19 protein-coding genes and 1 tRNA gene are annotated in these 16,762 nt (G+C 35.2%); 8 read left to right on the top strand and 12 right to left on the bottom strand.

Going from position 1 to position 16,762, the window contains the following annotated elements; genetic code table 11:
* Positions 1-141: 141 nt before the first annotated feature.
* On the top strand, positions 142-1,446 hold the full coding sequence (locus EL194_RS06430; RefSeq protein ID WP_003773254.1) for a serine hydrolase: 1,305 nt from the start codon (positions 142-144) through the stop codon (positions 1,444-1,446).
* Positions 1,447-1,475: 29 nt separating this feature from the next.
* On the opposite strand, the gene trmD is transcribed toward EL194_RS06430, so the two are convergent.
* The 7 genes from trmD to pyrR form a co-directional block, all read right to left on the bottom strand.
* Positions 1,476-2,198 (bottom strand): tRNA (guanosine(37)-N1)-methyltransferase TrmD, encoded by a 723-nt coding sequence (gene trmD / locus EL194_RS06425; RefSeq protein WP_003773253.1) that lies wholly within the window; start codon positions 2,196-2,198, stop codon positions 1,476-1,478.
* Positions 2,198-2,695 carry a ribosome maturation factor RimM gene (rimM, locus tag EL194_RS06420; protein ID WP_034886515.1) on the bottom strand — a complete coding sequence of 166 codons (498 nt, stop codon included), beginning with the start codon at positions 2,693-2,695 and terminating at the stop codon, positions 2,198-2,200. The genes trmD and rimM overlap by 1 nt, the downstream gene beginning before the upstream one ends.
* 34 nt (positions 2,696-2,729) lie before the next feature.
* Positions 2,730-2,978, bottom strand: a complete 249-nt coding sequence (locus EL194_RS06415; RefSeq protein WP_003773251.1) for a KH domain-containing protein — start codon at positions 2,976-2,978, stop codon at positions 2,730-2,732.
* A gap of 2 nt (positions 2,979-2,980) precedes the next feature.
* On the bottom strand, positions 2,981-3,253 hold the full coding sequence (gene rpsP, locus EL194_RS06410) for a 30S ribosomal protein S16 (RefSeq protein WP_003773250.1): 273 nt from the start codon (positions 3,251-3,253) through the stop codon (positions 2,981-2,983).
* Positions 3,254-3,335: 82 nt separating this feature from the next.
* Positions 3,336-4,274, bottom strand: coding sequence for a 3'-5' exoribonuclease YhaM family protein (locus EL194_RS06405; RefSeq protein WP_051009462.1), 939 nt, complete (start codon positions 4,272-4,274; stop codon positions 3,336-3,338).
* Complete coding sequence (locus EL194_RS06400; protein ID WP_034886512.1) at positions 4,264-6,240, bottom strand: glycosyltransferase; 1,977 nt, start codon at positions 6,238-6,240, stop codon at positions 4,264-4,266. The genes EL194_RS06405 and EL194_RS06400 overlap by 11 nt, the downstream gene beginning before the upstream one ends.
* Before the next feature lie 96 nt (positions 6,241-6,336).
* Positions 6,337-6,843, bottom strand: a complete 507-nt coding sequence (gene pyrR / locus EL194_RS06395; RefSeq protein ID WP_003773247.1) for a bifunctional pyr operon transcriptional regulator/uracil phosphoribosyltransferase PyrR — start codon at positions 6,841-6,843, stop codon at positions 6,337-6,339.
* A gap of 106 nt (positions 6,844-6,949) precedes the next feature.
* On the opposite strand from pyrR, the gene EL194_RS06390 reads away from it, so the two are divergent.
* Together EL194_RS06390 and EL194_RS06385 are read left to right on the top strand one after the other, a co-directional pair.
* Positions 6,950-7,023: transfer RNA gene (locus tag EL194_RS06390), tRNA-Trp, on the top strand.
* Positions 7,024-7,214: 191 nt separating this feature from the next.
* On the top strand, positions 7,215-7,814 hold the full coding sequence (locus tag EL194_RS06385) for a hypothetical protein (protein ID WP_003773246.1): 600 nt from the start codon (positions 7,215-7,217) through the stop codon (positions 7,812-7,814).
* A gap of 43 nt (positions 7,815-7,857) precedes the next feature.
* On the opposite strand, the gene EL194_RS06380 is transcribed toward EL194_RS06385, so the two are convergent.
* Both EL194_RS06380 and EL194_RS06375 read right to left on the bottom strand, forming a co-directional pair.
* The gene (locus EL194_RS06380; protein WP_003773244.1) at positions 7,858-8,088 is read right to left on the bottom strand and encodes a hypothetical protein; all 231 of its coding nucleotides are present in this window, start codon (positions 8,086-8,088) and stop codon (positions 7,858-7,860) included.
* A 3-nt stretch (positions 8,089-8,091) separates the two neighbouring features.
* A complete protein-coding gene (locus EL194_RS06375; RefSeq protein ID WP_034886509.1) occupies positions 8,092-9,174 on the bottom strand; it encodes a CHAP domain-containing protein in 1,083 nt (360 codons plus the stop codon).
* Positions 9,175-9,917: 743 nt separating this feature from the next.
* On the opposite strand from EL194_RS06375, the gene EL194_RS06370 reads away from it, so the two are divergent.
* The 4 genes from EL194_RS06370 to EL194_RS06350 all read left to right on the top strand — a co-directional run bounded on the left by EL194_RS06370 (position 9,918) and on the right by EL194_RS06350 (position 14,107).
* Positions 9,918-11,972: an AAA family ATPase gene (locus EL194_RS06370; protein ID WP_003773242.1), complete on the top strand. Its 2,055-nt coding sequence runs from the start codon at positions 9,918-9,920 to the stop codon at positions 11,970-11,972.
* A 426-nt stretch (positions 11,973-12,398) separates the two neighbouring features.
* Complete coding sequence (locus tag EL194_RS06360; RefSeq protein ID WP_267878720.1) at positions 12,399-12,701, top strand: Ltp family lipoprotein; 303 nt, start codon at positions 12,399-12,401, stop codon at positions 12,699-12,701.
* A gap of 382 nt (positions 12,702-13,083) precedes the next feature.
* On the top strand, positions 13,084-13,281 hold the full coding sequence (locus EL194_RS06355; protein ID WP_003773238.1) for a hypothetical protein: 198 nt from the start codon (positions 13,084-13,086) through the stop codon (positions 13,279-13,281).
* A 97-nt stretch (positions 13,282-13,378) separates the two neighbouring features.
* Positions 13,379-14,107, top strand: coding sequence for a hypothetical protein (locus EL194_RS06350; RefSeq protein ID WP_013852766.1), 729 nt, complete (start codon positions 13,379-13,381; stop codon positions 14,105-14,107).
* On the opposite strand, the gene EL194_RS06345 is transcribed toward EL194_RS06350, so the two are convergent.
* The 3 genes from EL194_RS06345 to EL194_RS06335 form a co-directional block, all read right to left on the bottom strand.
* A complete protein-coding gene (locus EL194_RS06345) occupies positions 14,100-14,669 on the bottom strand; it encodes a hypothetical protein (protein ID WP_003773236.1) in 570 nt (189 codons plus the stop codon). The two genes, EL194_RS06350 and EL194_RS06345, sit on opposite strands and share 8 nt — an antisense overlap.
* 4 nt (positions 14,670-14,673) lie before the next feature.
* On the bottom strand, positions 14,674-15,438 hold the full coding sequence (locus tag EL194_RS06340; RefSeq protein WP_003773235.1) for a CPBP family intramembrane glutamic endopeptidase: 765 nt from the start codon (positions 15,436-15,438) through the stop codon (positions 14,674-14,676).
* Positions 15,439-15,549: 111 nt separating this feature from the next.
* Positions 15,550-15,894 (bottom strand): GNAT family N-acetyltransferase, encoded by a 345-nt coding sequence (locus EL194_RS06335; protein ID WP_034886507.1) that lies wholly within the window; start codon positions 15,892-15,894, stop codon positions 15,550-15,552.
* A 202-nt stretch (positions 15,895-16,096) separates the two neighbouring features.
* Between EL194_RS06335 and EL194_RS06330 the strand changes: the two genes are divergently transcribed.
* A complete protein-coding gene (locus tag EL194_RS06330; protein ID WP_003773233.1) occupies positions 16,097-16,747 on the top strand; it encodes a YoaK family protein in 651 nt (216 codons plus the stop codon).
* The last annotated feature ends 15 nt before the right edge of the window (positions 16,748-16,762 follow it).

Below are 16,762 nucleotides of genomic sequence, written 5' to 3'. Positions count from 1 at the left end.
CTTTTCTCTTCTAGTATTATTTTATCATAGAACTTCTAAATTCAAGGTATGAATCATCTGCCATTTATAATTTCAGTTGTTTTTTACCCATTCCTTGTTAATTTATCGTATGATTAATTAAACTTATATTGAGGTATTATTATGAAACAAAAAATTGTCCTAACATTTTTACTCTTAACCGCTACGTTATTACCCATCAAAGCTGATGGAAATCATGACCTAATTCCCATCTATGATTTAGACTTACAAAGTCAGAACTATATTCTCGTTGACCCTAAAACAGGTCAAACTCTAGCCGAAAAAAATCATGACGCATCAATCCACCCCGCTTCCATCACAAAGGTACTCACCGTAATTACCGCAATTGAAGCTTTAGGTGAGACATCACTTGACACACTTTATACAATCCCTCCCGAAGTATTTGAAGGCTTAGACCCAATCGCTTCAGTAGCAGGATTTCAAGAAGGTGACCAAGTAACACTGAACGATTTACTTCATGGAATCATGTTACCCTCAGGTGCTGATGCAACGCGTGCAATATCATCCTACCTTACACATGATCCCGAAAAACTTGTAGTTAAAATGAATCGACTCGCCCAACGCATTGGTATGAAAAACTCACACTTTGTCAATACAAGTGGACTGGATGACCCTAAACACCTTACAACACTTGATGATCTTGCTTTACTTCTAAGGTACGCATTAGAAAATCCAACATTTGAATCCATTTATAAAACAGAGACTTACCTCACGTCCTCAACACCATCCCATCCAAATGGTATCGAGCTTACAAACGAATCCCTTAGCGTCGCACATCAAAAAGGTTATACCATGATTAAAGGTGCCAAATCCGGAACGACTGATCTAGCAGAGCGTGCACTTTCAAGTGTTGCGGAAGATGCTTCACAGTCCTATATATTCATCTCAACCAATGCACCCTTTGAAAACCGTCTGTATACTCAAGTTATTGATCACGGAACTGTCTACCAACACGTAATCGAAAACTACCAATATGCGCCTTTACTGTATAAAAACACTACAATTCAAACCATACCCATCAAACACGGACGAACTGATTTTGAAATTTGGTTTAAAGACGATATTATGAGTTACCTACCGAAAGATTATGATCCTAAAGATATCAAGATTGAGTTTATTCCCAGTCAGAAAGAATTTGAAGCACCCTTACCAAAAGATTTCAAAATGGGTGAAGTTCGCTTCAATTACAAAGGAAAGCAATTGCTTGAAAAAGAAGTTATTAATAATGAAATTATCAAACTTTCATATCTTAAAGTAGCTTTTGAAGCTTCAAAAATCATTGGATTTATACTTGCTGTTGGCTTAGGAATTTTAGGTGTTGTCTATTTAATCTATCGCCAATGGAAAGATTATCGAGACCATAAATACTACCTTAAAAAATTGGATCGACGATCCCGTATAGACTAAAAAAGAACCTTTTTCGAAAGGTTCTTTTTTTAGTTTTCCTCTTCAACAACTTCTTGAAGTAATTTTGCTTCTTTTGGGCTAAGGTTTCTCGCTTCCAAAAGATCTGGACGTACACGATAAGTCTTTCTTAACGACTCTTTTAAACGATACGTTTCAATATTCGCATGGTGACCACTCATAAGAACTTCAGGAACATCTTGTCCTTTATAAGAGCGTGGACGTGTGTAATGTGGATATTCTAATAAGCCATCACTAAATGAATCATCTTCATGGGATTCTTTGGTAATAACACCATCGACAAGACGTATCACAGAATCCGCAATAACCATCGCAGCCGTTTCACCACCGGTAAGAACATAATCACCGATAGACATTTCCATATCGACATAACTTCGAATTCGTTCATCAAAGCCCTCATAATGACCACAAACCAAAATTATATGACTCTCTTTACTTAGATCATACGCTAAAGATTGTTTCAAAGTCTTCCCTTGTGGGGTTAGCATAATAACAAGTGACCCTTCTGTACGAGTCGCTTCAATCGCATCAATAACCGGTTGACACATTAACACCAAACCGGCCCCACCACCATAAGGATAATCATCAACACGGTTGTGTTTATCTTCTGTAAAATCACGCATATCTACAACATCAACTTGAATCAAATCACGTTCAATTGCTTTACTAATAATGGATGACTCTACAAAACCTGTAAACATTGATGGGAAAAGGGTTAAAATACTTACGCGCATTAGAGCCCCTCCATCCAGTTAATATCAATACGCTTTGATTTGGTATCAACATCTTGAATAAAGCGTTCGACAAAAGGCACCAAAATATCGCGTTCTTCAGCTTTAATACGCAATACAGGATGAGCTGGTGTCTCCATAATCTCAGACACAACACCCAATTCAACACCCTCTGAAAACACGGTACAACCTTCTAAATCAATAAAATAATATTGATCTTCTGGAAGTTCATGTTGTGATTCGCGATCAATCGATATCTCCCCTTTATGGAAAAACTCAACATCATTAAGCGAATTTAATCCTTCAAATTTAATCAGAATCGATCCGTGATGACGGCGATACGATTCAATAACGTAATCTGTAGTTTTTCCACCTAATTTAAAATGAACACGTTGACCTGGTGCAAAACGGTCTTCCACAAAGTCTGTTTTAGGCGCAACTTTTAATTCACCCTTAATACCAAAGGGTTTTTGTATAATACCAATAATAATATGTTCCATATAACCTCCAAAAAAAGGATGTATTGCTACATCCTTAATATGATTCAAATTTAATTGAAATACGTTGATCAAGGACACGTGAACCAATTGCCATTGTTTGACGAATCGCATGTGCCATCGTCCCTTGTCGACCAATTAAACGAGCAATGTCTGCGCTATCCGCATAAATCGCAAGTATAATTTCATTTTCATCTAAGCTCGGTAACCTTTTGACACTCAAACTCTTTTCTTCCTCCACAAGTGGAAGAACTAAATCATAAAGAATATCTTCAACCGGTTTCATGATTATTTCGTTAATTTAGATTCGTGGAAACGAGTCATGATTCCTTCTTTTGAAAGGATACTACGAACTGTGTCTGATGGTTGAGCTCCAACTGATAACCATTTTAATGCTTTTTCTGCATCAACTTTAACTTCAGCTGGTGAAGTTGTTGGATCATAATATCCAACGATTTCGATGAAACGTCCATCACGAGGTGCGCGTGAATCTGCTGCAACGATTCGGTATGAAGGTTTTTGTTTTGAACCCATTCTTCTTAAACGTAATTTAACTGCCATGTGTATAGCCTCCTAATAATTTTAACGTAATTGTTAATTTCCTTGTTAAGTATATCATAACAGGAAGTGGTGTCAAGTGTTTTTACTTGACACCCTTTGCTTTATAGAAATTTCGATTATCAAGAGCAAACATACGTGTACTAAATTCGCCCTCTTCAAGATCATCATAGAACTTTTCAAACATATTCGTACGTGCATCAATGTTATCAATAAACGTTAGCATCTCTGCTTCTTTGATCATCGGTAACACCGGTGATCCATACTCTAATTTACCGTGATGCGATAAAATCATGTGACGTAATAACAGCACTTGCTCCGTATCTTGATGACCAAGACGGGTAGCAACCTCTACAAAATTTGAATGTTCAATTGAAATATGACCCAACAATTTTCCTTTTGCACTGTACTCACTTAACATCGCTGCGGTATACTCTTCAATTTTACCCATGTCATGAAGAATAACGCCTCCAAGTAATAAATCGCGATTATAGATTGGATACAAGTCACAAATGCTGTTGGCAAGTTGACACATCCCAAATACATGCGTTGCAAGGCCCCCAACAAAATCATGATGATTCCGTGTTGCAGCAGGATATTGGTAGAATTGTTCGCCACAATCCACTAAAGATGCTTCAACAAGTTCTTTAATAATTGGATCTTCAATTTGATCTTTAAACCCATTAATTTGTTCTTTCAAAAATTCAATATCGTATTTCGACGCATTCACGAAATCACTTAATACATACTCTGATTGTTCTTTAATTTCGATATTATGAATTCGCAACTGTAAACTTTGACGGTATTGTAAAACATCACAATGTACCACACCAATTAAACCCACTTGAATCAACAATTCTTGTTCTGGCTTAACATCCCATATCTTTCCTTCAATCTCACCGGTATCATCTTGTAACGTAATTGACATATAAGGTGCACCATTTTGAGTTACCCCTTTTGTATAACGTGAAATCAACAACGGTACTGTGTTTTTTTGACCGGCTTCAAATTCTTTAATCTTCATTTTCATACTCCTCCAGAACACGTGCAATCATATCGTAATCGTAACCACGTGATAATGCATGTCGTACAACACGATTTCGTGTTTCACGCGCATCATATTTACGAGCATAACGTGCAGTGCTTTTTTCCATAACTTTTTTAAGACTTTCAAATTCATCGGTCTCATCAAATTCATCTTTAATCAAGCGACCCACAATATCGTTAATCACTTCAAAACCATAACCTTGTCGTTGGAGATGCTGACGCAATTTCGACTCGCGTTGACGACTTGAACCATCACGCAATGTCTTCATAAACGTTTCAGCACGTCGAACACCCCGCTCAGTATAGTCATCATAGTCTTCATCTTCTAATGCAGATAAAATACGATCTGCTTCAAATCCACGTTTGCGCAAGTCCTCAACGATACGTTGATTCCCACGCATTTGCTCACGGTGATAATCCACTTTATCTCTAAAGTAACGATCATCATCAATAAAACGACGACGCTTAAGTAATTCAATGACAATATCAACTTGCTCTTGCGTTAACTCAAGTTTCTTATGCAAGTATTCCGACATTTCAAATGAGGTATAATCTTTAATCCCGATTCGCGATAACGCTAACTGGTATGCTTCATAGATGGCTTGATCATCCTCAATTTCATTTAGCTCGTTTCGTGACAATTCGCGACCCACCTCAATTCCTCTCCGATCAAACACATACTGATCAATCACCATGCGTTCATCACTATCTTTCGATTCAAAATCAATAAATACTTCTTCTCCAACACGTTCTATTCCCGTAACAACATAACGTCCAAAGTATGTATCAATGGCACGTTGGTATACTGTCAATACACTATCTGCAAATTTCGAACTATCAAAGGTCGATGCTTTTTGAAGTGCATTGGATTTAAATTGTTCTAAAAGGTCTTTGTCTGATTGTAGAAGATGTTGCGCTTTATCCGCAAACTCTTCTGATGATTCGAATAAATACCCCGTCTCACCATCTACAATAATACCCTCAAGCGGTTTATCGGGACGTGCAAACACACATAAGCCACAGGCTAATGCTTCAATATACGTCAAGCCTTGTGTTTCTGTTAACGAGGCTGAAATAAACGCATCTGAAACATGATAGAAATTCACAACATCATTTGCATCAACAGGTCCTACAAAAATGACAGAATCTTGAATCCCGATTTTTTGAGCTTGATGTAAAAGATCCTTATCAGAAGGTCCACCACCAACAATTAAGAGTTTCGCTTCTACATTCCTCTTTAAAAGTGCAGCGAAAGCATCAATAACAACATCGATACTCTTTTCCTTAGCAAGTCGACCAATATATACAAATGTTGGCTGCGAACCTAAATGGTATGACTCACGAATTTCTTGAATCCGTTCTTCATTCCGGGTCGCAAACCGCGTTAGATCTAATCCTGTAGGGATTACAGCAATCTCTTTACGTATATCATAACCCAACAACATTTTCTTCGTTTTATCCGACGGCGAAATAATCACTTGAGCCTGTTTTGTAAACATACGACTCATCTTCGCAATTGCTTTTTTGGATAGTTGATCAACGGACTTAAGTCCTAATAAATTTACATAATGAGTATAGTCCTCATAGGTTGTATGATACGTTGAAACTAGAGGTAGGTGTAGGTTTTTCGCGACAAGTCGCGCAAACATCCCAACACCAAATTCTGAATGAACATGCAGCACATCCAAATCCATCTCTTCAATAACACTCATCGCTTGAATGTGTAATGGACTACTCATAACATAGCCATACAAAAATTTCAATTCTAAACCTGGAAGTCGTAATACGCCATCTTCATAAGTCGTGCTTAAAATTGACGGTTGGTTTGTAATCACAAAAACATTATGTCCTTGCGCTTCTAACGCATTTTTTAAAGTAACTATTGACGTTACTACACCATTTATATCCGGTGTATAAGTATCTGTAAATAAACCAATTCTCATTGAGAATGCCTCCTTTGGCATTTAAATTCACTGTATTAATAATAATCTAATTTAGAGAAAATATCAAAAAAAGACACCCCGAAAATGGGGTGTTCGTTAATAAAGGACCACACATTCTTCTGAATCATCTTCACGAAGTTTTACTTTTACGGTTTCATTGAGTGATGTTGGAATATTCTTACCAACAATATCTGCACGAATTGGCAGTTCACGATGACCACGATCAACCAAAACTGCTAACTGTACGCGTTCAGGTCTACCGTTATAGATAATACCATCCAACGCCGCACGAACCGTACGACCTTTAAAGAGCACATCATCTACAATCACCACAACACGATCTTGAACACTGATTGGTAAGCGGAATGCTTGATCGGATGCTTTCACGTCATCACGCCAGTAACTGATATCAAGTGATGCTACTGGAACTTTAATATTTTCGAATTGATACATAAGTTTTGCCATACGAAATGCAAGTGTTGCACCACGTGTTTCAATTCCTAACAATACAACTTTATCGAGCCCCTTATTCTTCTCAATAATTTCGTGCGTCATTCGAATGAGCGAACGATTAATTGCACTTTCATCCATTATAGTTTTCATAATTTAACACCTCAAGAAATATTATATCAAATACCTATTGATATTGATATACGACTATGGTATTATTTGTTGGCAGTCAGTTAAATAACGTCTTGCAAAGCCTTTTAGGGGTATAGTTCAATGGTAGAGCAACGGTCTCCAAAACCGTTAATGTGGGTTCGAGTCCTGCTACCCCTGCCAACAATACAATTACAGCCACTTCTAAGTGGCTTTTTTTATTTTCACACAAATGTTCCTGCCATACATCTGCCATACAAAGTGCTTTTTGTACCCTTAAAATCAATTAATTTCACCACATTTTATCCTTTTTTCTTCTTTTCGCAAATTTGAAAATATAATATAATAAAAATATAAATTATGGAGGGGATTTTATGTGGAAATCAAACAGTAATAAAGAACGTTTAATCGCTACCATGATTATATGGGTTGGAGCTTCCATTCTCTATGGAATTCTAGGTCAAAGTGAAACATTGGCAGCTATTTTCGGTATTATTTGTATGGGATCAACCGCGTATGTTTGGATAGCTCGAAATGATAAACCTAGTGACAAAGTCGCTAAGCGAGATAAGCCAAAGAAAAAACACGTAGAGCCAGATGAACGAGAAATACCTTATGCAATGACAAGTCTGCGGTACTTAGGTGGTGGTACTATTAATAAGGAAAAGAATGTTCCTATTATCGTCACCTCAAAAGGACTAAGATACGGTAATGAGTTTATACCTATAGAAAACATCACTGCTACAGCCATTGAAACTCAATCGCAAATACTGAGCAGAATTAGCGCTACACGAATGCTGGCATTTGGTGTTTTCTCGCTTGCTATGCCAAAAAGAAAACAAATAAACCAAAACTTCCTAACAGTTGACTATGATCATGGTTTCCAATCAACACTCATATTCGAAGGAAAAAAGATTGTAAAAGTTAACTCAGCTCTAATCAAAGCAAAACAAACATCAAAATACTTAAAATAATAAAAAGTTAAGACCACTCTAAAATAAGAGTGGTCTTTTTTTTCTATATTCTATCTTTAATAAAGTTCGTACGTTCAATCTTTTCTAAACGTCCCTCATGTTCATTCAGTCTACGGTCCTGCTCGACATCTTTATCATCTTTGGACTTTTGCCATTCAAGTAAGTTGTCAACGGATACCGTGAACTTCGCAATCGACACGGAGAGTTTGAAGATTGATACGATTGTAGGGATTCCTACTAGAAAGAGTAATCCAATAAATTCTGTATTGCTCATAATCTATCCTTTAAATCCAATGCCTGATTGCCACTTTATCCCTACAATTTGCGGATCAGCATAAGGAATGTTGACGATGTAATGACCATCCGCGATTTGTCGCAAGATTTTGAACTCACGATTACGAGGACTTAATCCATCAGGATATTGATACGTAAAGTCTTTGTTATAAAGCGGTACGTATCCCGCGTAATCATGAATGACAAGGGTTTGCCCTGTGTAGTCTGTGACATTGCTTGAGTTCTTTCCATAGATACGCCCCACAGGTTTATCCGTTACCGTCGCACGTGTTGAATCCACAAAGATTTGTTGTTTCCCAAAATCACGTGTTTCAATGCATGCAACTTGTGGATTTACCCAATCTACAATCTCATAGGAAATCCCAGTATTGGGTTCAAGTTCCATCACTTCGATGTAGTGGCTGATATTCTTAGCAACTGGTACCACACCCATGTCATAAGTCCCATATCGTGGATAATCTTTGAGCGGTAATAGGTTAATATATTTTCCTTTAGTGCTCTTACTTGGTACCGGTGCTTCATAAGATGTTGCAGGTTTAAGGGGTGCAAGGTAACGAATGACTTTCATACCCCATTGATGTTCCACATCTTGGATACTACGTCCATATTTGAATAAGAATCCATTGGTTCGTTCACTGTAAGCGGACTCCGATAAGTATGTGCGTCCATTTTCTATTTTTTCAATAAAAGCAACATGGCCATAGTCATCAGGATCTCCCGGTATCCCAAAGACAACAATACCTTCTACTTTAGGCTTATCACTGAGAACTGCACCATCACCGTCACCCCATCGCTTTGCATCCCATCGACAACACGGATAGTCTGGACGAATTTTAAAAACTTCAAGCATACGTCCAAAAGCATACCAGGTACAATTTCCAAGCGCATATTTGTTCTTTAAACCACTCATGGTTCCTTGGACACTTAATGGTGCAAACTCGTCATGATAAGGGTTCATAGTGCCATTTGCGTAGGAATTGTATTCAGGGAGACGATGTAAATCACTCACTGTGGTTCGTATTTTAAATGATATCCTGATGACAGCCTTTATTGATCCACATGACATCTCAATTATTCAAACCTCCAACAAAAAAATTCAGTCAACATCGTCCGCCCTTCATAATTAATGTCAGTACCCGTTTGATATTATAATCTATGAACAAATCTTTACACGCTACCTGTACAGTTTTAGATGTGAAAGTAATACTTAAATAGAGTTTTATTATTCCTACGAAATTAATGTATGAAAATGGATTCTCTAATTCATATTTTTATTAAACAATAATATAACATCTTCTTGACTTATAGATTACAAATAACCTTCGTTTTTTTGTGATTTGTTCTCGATATTATAGTTTATCTTCTTAAGTTCATAAATTATTAAGTCAATAACTAAACAATTCTTAGTTTTAAGCAAGAAAATTTATCTACAACAACTGTAAAATGTACTTTATTAGTCTAGAGTTTTAATAAAAAATTATGACAAAGTAAATCTAAGACAGCGAAACTTTTAGAAACAATTCTGTTTCGATTATTCATGATATCTTCCTCAAAAATTTCCGCCTATTTTTTATTGATTTAAATTAATATATATCATTATTTGGTTATTAAAGGTTAAAAATCAAATTCATATATCCTAAATCTACTGTTTCCAATTCTAGAAATTAAGTAAATAAATAATTCGTTTCTATCAATTATTTAATAACATCAAATAATAAGAGATAGATATTATTAATTTATTTGTGTATAGTTAATGTAGATGAAGTGAAATAGTAATAAAAGAAAAATATTTCATTTAAGGAGGGGCTTATGATTATTAAAGAAATTGAAATTGAAAATTACAAAGGAATCACTGATAAAGTTAGGATTTCTATAGGACGAAAAATCGTCCCTATAGTGGGTATGAATGAATCAGGTAAAACTACTATAATAGAAGCAATATATGCGTTTGATAATGGGAACGACGAACTTAATAATGGATCACATGTTAACGAAATTAAAAATCAATATTCTGTTATAAACAATAAAGATGCTAAAATATCATTTCATATTAAAGATAATATAGTTCCTTACTTTATCATTTACATTGAAGAACAGATGGAAATGATATATTTAGATGTGGAGAACCATTGTAACAAAATAATCGATATTTCTAAAAACAATGAGTCGTATGAATCTCAATTGGTCGATATTAAAGAGATAATAGAAGAGTCTCGAGCTCAAAAAAAAGGGAAACTTTATAAAGGAACTTTCGAAAAATTTAACAGCCTTTTAGAATCAGTAAATAATGATCCGGAGTATAAAGAATATCGACTTTCGTTTGATTCAAATGAGGCTTCAATACTAACAATTTGCCTAAAAAAATTAGAAACTATAAAAGTATTTAGAAACCTAACGAGTCAATTTCTAGAAATAGATGAGTATGTTATTACGAGGGTTTTTCCAGACGGTAAAAAAGAACTAAGTTACTACACTCTCGAAAACTCAAATATTCCAGAATTAGAAGATAAAACTTACTATGATAGTGTTATTGATGAAATCGTTAAAAGTGTCATGCTTTCGTTACCACAATTGATCTATATTGATGAATTTAGTAAACCCCCTAAAAGTAGAATTCAATTGAATGATAAAAATGATTACTGGTACAAAATATTCAATAACGTTTTTAAACAAGTAAGTCTTAAAAATTACAATCAAGAAGTTGATATTACAAAAATGCTCGATCTTGAAAAAAATAATCAGGACATGTTTTTAGAAGACGTTAGCCTTACTTTGTCAAATACTTTTAAAAATGCTTGGAAGGATTTAAAGACCGATAAAGAAAATATTAAGTTTAAATTAGACCTAAATACAGAATCACAAACTTTTATCGATCCAGAAAGTAACGAAGAAAAAAAAGGAAATGTAAATGTATTATCAATCAGAATAGTAGAAGTCAAAGAAGGATTAAGTTATAGTATTTCAGAATTATCAAGTCGGAGCAAAGGTTTTATATGGTATTATAACTTTATTATGAACACAAATTTTATACCGAGTTATAAAAAAAATGCCAATTGTACAATATTTTTGATTGATGAGCCGGGCGCTTATTTACACTCTACTGCCCAGACCGAACTTCTAAATAATCTAGTATATCAAGCAGTAGATAACTACATTATTTATACCACTCATTCTCCAGCACTACTGAACCCAGATATAGTTCCTTCTAATAATATTCTAATTGCTCATAAAGAAGATAAAAATATTATAGTTAGCAATATTACTAACTATAAATCAAATATTTCTAACAAAGACAGAACACATGCATTAGAAGCTGTTTACGACGCACTAAGAATACCTATGTATGATCAAGTGTATACCGAGAATGTTAAAGTAATTTGTGTAGAGGGTATTTATGATTTATATTTTCTTAAGTTGTTTTGTAATTTGGATTCTGACGTTAGAATATTTCCAGGGACAGGAGCGCAGTCTATATATAAAAATATTAGTTATTTCATTACTTATTCAATACCATATATCTGTATTTGGGACAATGATCCAGAAGGAGTAAAATGTTTAGAGGCCGCACAAAAATTTTATGGCCCAATTGAATCTCAGAAGATGATTACTTTATCCGTATGTGAAAATAATGTCTCGGAAATGGAAACTATATTAGGCGAAAAAGAAATAGGCACTATTCTCCCAATATTAAGACTTAAAACAACAAATGTTTTGAAACAAGATTACCAAAATATGTTACTTGAATTATCATATAAATGCGACGATATAACAATAAAAGAGATTATTGATAATTTAGAGCATTCCACGACACAAAAAATCGCAAAGTTAGAAAGTAAAATAAGATACTTATTAAAACAAAAATAGTATATATATATCAAATTGAATAAATAAATCGTGTTGATATTATAACTATCATTATTAAAAACTGCGATATAATGCTCTATTATACTTATTTGGCTATAGGAATAAGCTTTTTGAGCTTTTTGAGCTTTTTGAGCTTTTTGAGCTTTTTAATGTTTCTCCCAATTTTATAAATAAACCACTTTCGAGTGGTTTATTATATTTTACTCTCTTTCTTTGGCCTACAAAATGCCATTTTTTATATTAACTTCAATCGTGTTGTTTGGAATTGCCATGGCGAATTCAACTACACCTGAAAGTACCAAAGATGAAGAAACCGTAGCACAACCAACAAAAGAAACACAAAAAGATATAAAGGATGAAACAAAAGAAGAATAAAAAGAAGAAACAACAAAAACTGAGCCAGTTAAAGAGAAAGAATCTGTACCGATTGAGTATAAAAATGCTTTGATCAAAGGACAACAATATGCGGAACGAATGTATATGTCAGAACGCGGTGTTTATGATCAATTAGTCTCAGAGTATGGAGAAAATTTCCCAGAAGAGGCAGCACAATATGCCATTGAGAATATCAAAGCAGATTATAATAAAAATGCTCTGGAGAAAGCAAAAACTTATCAATCTCGAATGAGCATGTCTCGTGATTCTATTTGGGAACAACTCGTATCAGAACATGGAGAAAACTTCACCGAAGAACAAGCTAATTTCGCGCTGGAAAATTTACCAAATTAATCGAATTTGAATCACAAACGCTTAGATGCTTCGAGATTTATAGCCGGTATACACCCTTCTTTATTATGAATCATACAAATTTATTATCTTGTTATGAAAATTAAAACAAGTATCTCCGTTAAAACCTTGAAGAAATCTATCAAAAATAAGCACCCGCTGTTGTAGTGGGTGCTTTCATTTCTTAATATTCATTAACAATCTATTAAGAATACCTAATTCTTAGATATGTTACGTAAGACCTTGCTATAATTTTTGATGTAGCGATGCATGTCTTTCTCCATAAAAATAGATTATCATCTGTACAATCGTTACAAATAAGACTCAAGTTCGCATACGGACTCGAGTCTTTTGTATGTTATAATCCAATTAGGGGGAATTGAATATGAAACAATCGATCATAAAGCATCAAAAGATGCTTTTAAGTTTTATCGCTTTTATATTGGGATTATCTTTATCAAAGCTACCACCAATAATCAGTACAGGAGTATTTTGGTTTATGATTGCTTATGGTGTTTACGTTATCTATGATGCAATTCAAATCCAGAAATCAATAAAAAACAAATCAAACAAAAAAGCGTGAATCTTCACGTTTTTTTATTTCATTAAAGCATTATGTTATCTTGCGTGAATTTCATGAACCATTTCTTAAGAATGATATAATACTCTTAGGTGATAATATGGAAAACATACGACACGATCTCCAACATCGAGGCTATCTCGACTTAAATATCGTGACACATTGTGCAGATTTAAGTGATGAAGCATTGGTGAAGCAACTGAATGCGAAAACTGCACAAGAACGCACCGCTGCTGTCCATGTCGGTGCAAGAAGATGGAATTATGAACCTTGGTTTGTTGATTTACTCTTAAAGCAACTCATGAATGAAAAAGCGCTTTATACACGACTTGAAATTTGTCGTGTTTTAGAAGGTGGCAATAATGACGTCGCTGCTGCGATGATGCCCTATCTTAGAAAGATTGGAGACAACCAACATCAGTTCATTCCAAAAACTGTTTCACGTAAACGCGGCTATCCTTTACCGCGTGATATTATTGCGCGGACGCTGGGCAATATGAATGCATCCATCCTTTATACGATGATCGATCAATTAGATTCGTTGTCTCAAGATCAAATAAGCGAGTTTGTGGATGCCTATGGTTATTTTATTTCTAAACATCCACACTTAGCGACACAAGCACATTTAAATGTCATCGAGTATCTCATTAATAATTACTCAGATAATACTCTAATTAAATGGAAATGCATGCAATGTCTTTCTGTGTTTCCACTTGATCACGCGCTTGAGATTTTAAACGACCAATCCACATTATGTGATCATCCGACAATTAAATTAGAAATTAAACGAAGTATTCATCAAATTTCAAAAAAAAGAGAAGCTATATAGCTTCTCTTTTTGTATATGGTTCGAGCTGGAAAAAGTAGTGATGATCTTGAGCGTACGCCTCTAGTTTACATATCCCTTGATACACCCCTTCTTCGGATGCATCTTCTGTTACCGTTTGAAACAGTTCGATTTTAGGATTCTGCTTACGCTCATGAGCCATCGCTTTATGAAACCATCCTTTAATGCGTGCAGGTGTGGAAGCACAATAAAGAATATCCACGATCTGCTCCCGTACCATTTCGAAATGATTATTCTCTTGAGACGCAAGAACACGACCGAGAGCACGCGCTTTCGCATCATCAATTTCTTGACATAAGAATTTTGTTGAGTACCAAAGTTGATAAACATCGGACCAGGTGCTCAATTGTGTCTCTTTGACGTAATCAATGCTTTTTGCACGACGAACAACATCCCATGATTTTAAATCAGATTGTACTGTTTCAGATGTCACAGTAATCCCTTGATTTGGTAATTCATCAACCCAAATCAGACGATCTTCTTCTTGAACTATAATCGAATTCGGTGTAACGCCGTTTATGATATAAATTGCCTCTTTCATCATTGATTTAGACTGCGAAAATCGCAATGACTCCCAATGTATTCCAAATCATATGTAAATACATCGCAGCTTTGATGCTGTTTGTTTTTTCATAAATATATGCGAAAAACGTTCCCATTCCTGCATAAATTATGAGGTTAAACATCATCACCCATTGTCCCGTCACAAGTTCTGTAGTGAGATGCATCAAACCAAACAGAATTGAACTTAGAGCATAGGCTGCAAAGCGGTTTTTATGAATAAGCTTGCGGAAAATTAATCCTCGGAATAGCAGTTCTTCTTTAATTGGACCTGCAATAACCGCGAAGACGAAATACATCGGGAATCCTATCCCTTTCATCGCTATCAATGCTTCTTGATTAATGGGTTGACTTGTTCCACCAAGTGATTCAATAAGCATTGCGACTAGTGGACTTACAATAAAATTCGCAAGGACCATAACTACAAAATAGAAACCAACCTTACGTAATACTTCGAAACCTGTTAATCGATTTGGAAACGTGCGTGCTTCTTTAATTAATGGTAAATTAATCCATAATAAAATGACTGTAGTCAAAATCATCATTACAATTGGGGTAAATGCGGTCATGTTTATTTCCTGACTCATTTGCATTTCTATAAACACACCTACAAATACATCTGAAAATGTGGAAAGAATAAAAATGGAAAGTACACTCCAAAATAATCGTTTTCCTTTTAATGGAGATTCTACATCCAAAATCCCTACCTCATGCTTTAACGGTTCGTAGTCTAACGCTTCTTCTCTATACATACATCCTCCTCAAAATTTCTTGCTTTAATTATACCTTAATTCCGTCTCTAAATTCATCCTTCATGAACAAGCACCCTTTGAAGCAATAAAAAAAATGCACCATAGGTGCATTTATGAAACCTGAAATGCACACTCCGAGGATAAACGTACCTCGTCATTGCAACCGATTAACGTCTTACACATCGCAACCATTTCAGTTGCGTATCCATTCCCTCGAAACGCTTCCTCGACATAAATCATTTGAAGTCGTGCATGATGCTTATTAAAGGCATCTTTTTGAAAGTGCGCAAACCCCGCTGGAAAGCCACAATCATATTTAATAACAAAAACATCTTGATCTGAATTTAGTTGTGCTTTGATTACGGCTTGTCGATGTTCGTAAGAACAATCCGTTTCACACATAATACTAAGGTATACCAATTCTTCAAGTTGTGCTTGTGTACCAAGACAAATCATTACGACATCCTCCATAAACCTATCTTATCGTATTCATGGTCATGTGTCATGAAAATTAAATGAGCGTTTATGAACGGCGCTCACAACCGTAACACCATAACGCGCTCTTGTTTCAATGTCAATTATTTCAAGCATTTTCATGAAAAAATAACGATTTTATTGATCTGCATGCTATACTAAAACCAGTAAAAAGAGGTGTAATATGAATTCATTCGATCTTAATCATGAAAACAGTCGTTTCGCATATATTTTCTCATTTATATCCGGTTACTTAGATGTATTGGGAATCCTTGCTATTGGTGGGGTTTTTCTTTCTTTTATGAGTGGTAACTCTACACGCTTAGGAATTCATTTAGTCAATCACGAATGGATGGAAGTACTTCGCTATGTTCTCGTACTTATCACCTTTGTTTTTGGCGCTTTTATTGGTAATCTTTTCTGTATTGGAAACCACACGCAATCCATCAAACGAATCTTAGAACTGGATATCCTTTGTTTGGTATTTGCCCTGATGTTTCAATTTACAACATACCAATCGTGGAGCTTTCCACTCATAAGTTTTGCGATGGGGATTCAAAATAAGGCACAAGTTGAAGTCAATAACGCCACTATTGGAAAAGGATTTATGACTGGAGTGCTTTATGGTATTGGTGAAGCACTCGCTCGATTTGTACGTAAGGAAACAAGTTGGCATGAAGTGTCAACGTTGATTCTAACGTGGTTCCTATTTTTCTTAGGTGCTATAACCTCTACCTATCTGCTTTGTGTCATAAGTTCTACTTTAGCTTTAGGCTTGATTGTTGGGTTTCTGTGCATCATTTATCTCAGTTTTTGTTTCTATCATAAACATTAAAAAGAGCCAGATAGC

Source organism: Erysipelothrix rhusiopathiae (genome assembly GCF_900637845.1).
Lineage (GTDB): Bacteria > Bacillota_I > Bacilli_A > Erysipelotrichales > Erysipelotrichaceae > Erysipelothrix > Erysipelothrix rhusiopathiae.
The sequence above is the reverse complement of the archived record's forward strand: the minus strand, read 5'-3'. Positions and strand labels throughout refer to the sequence as shown.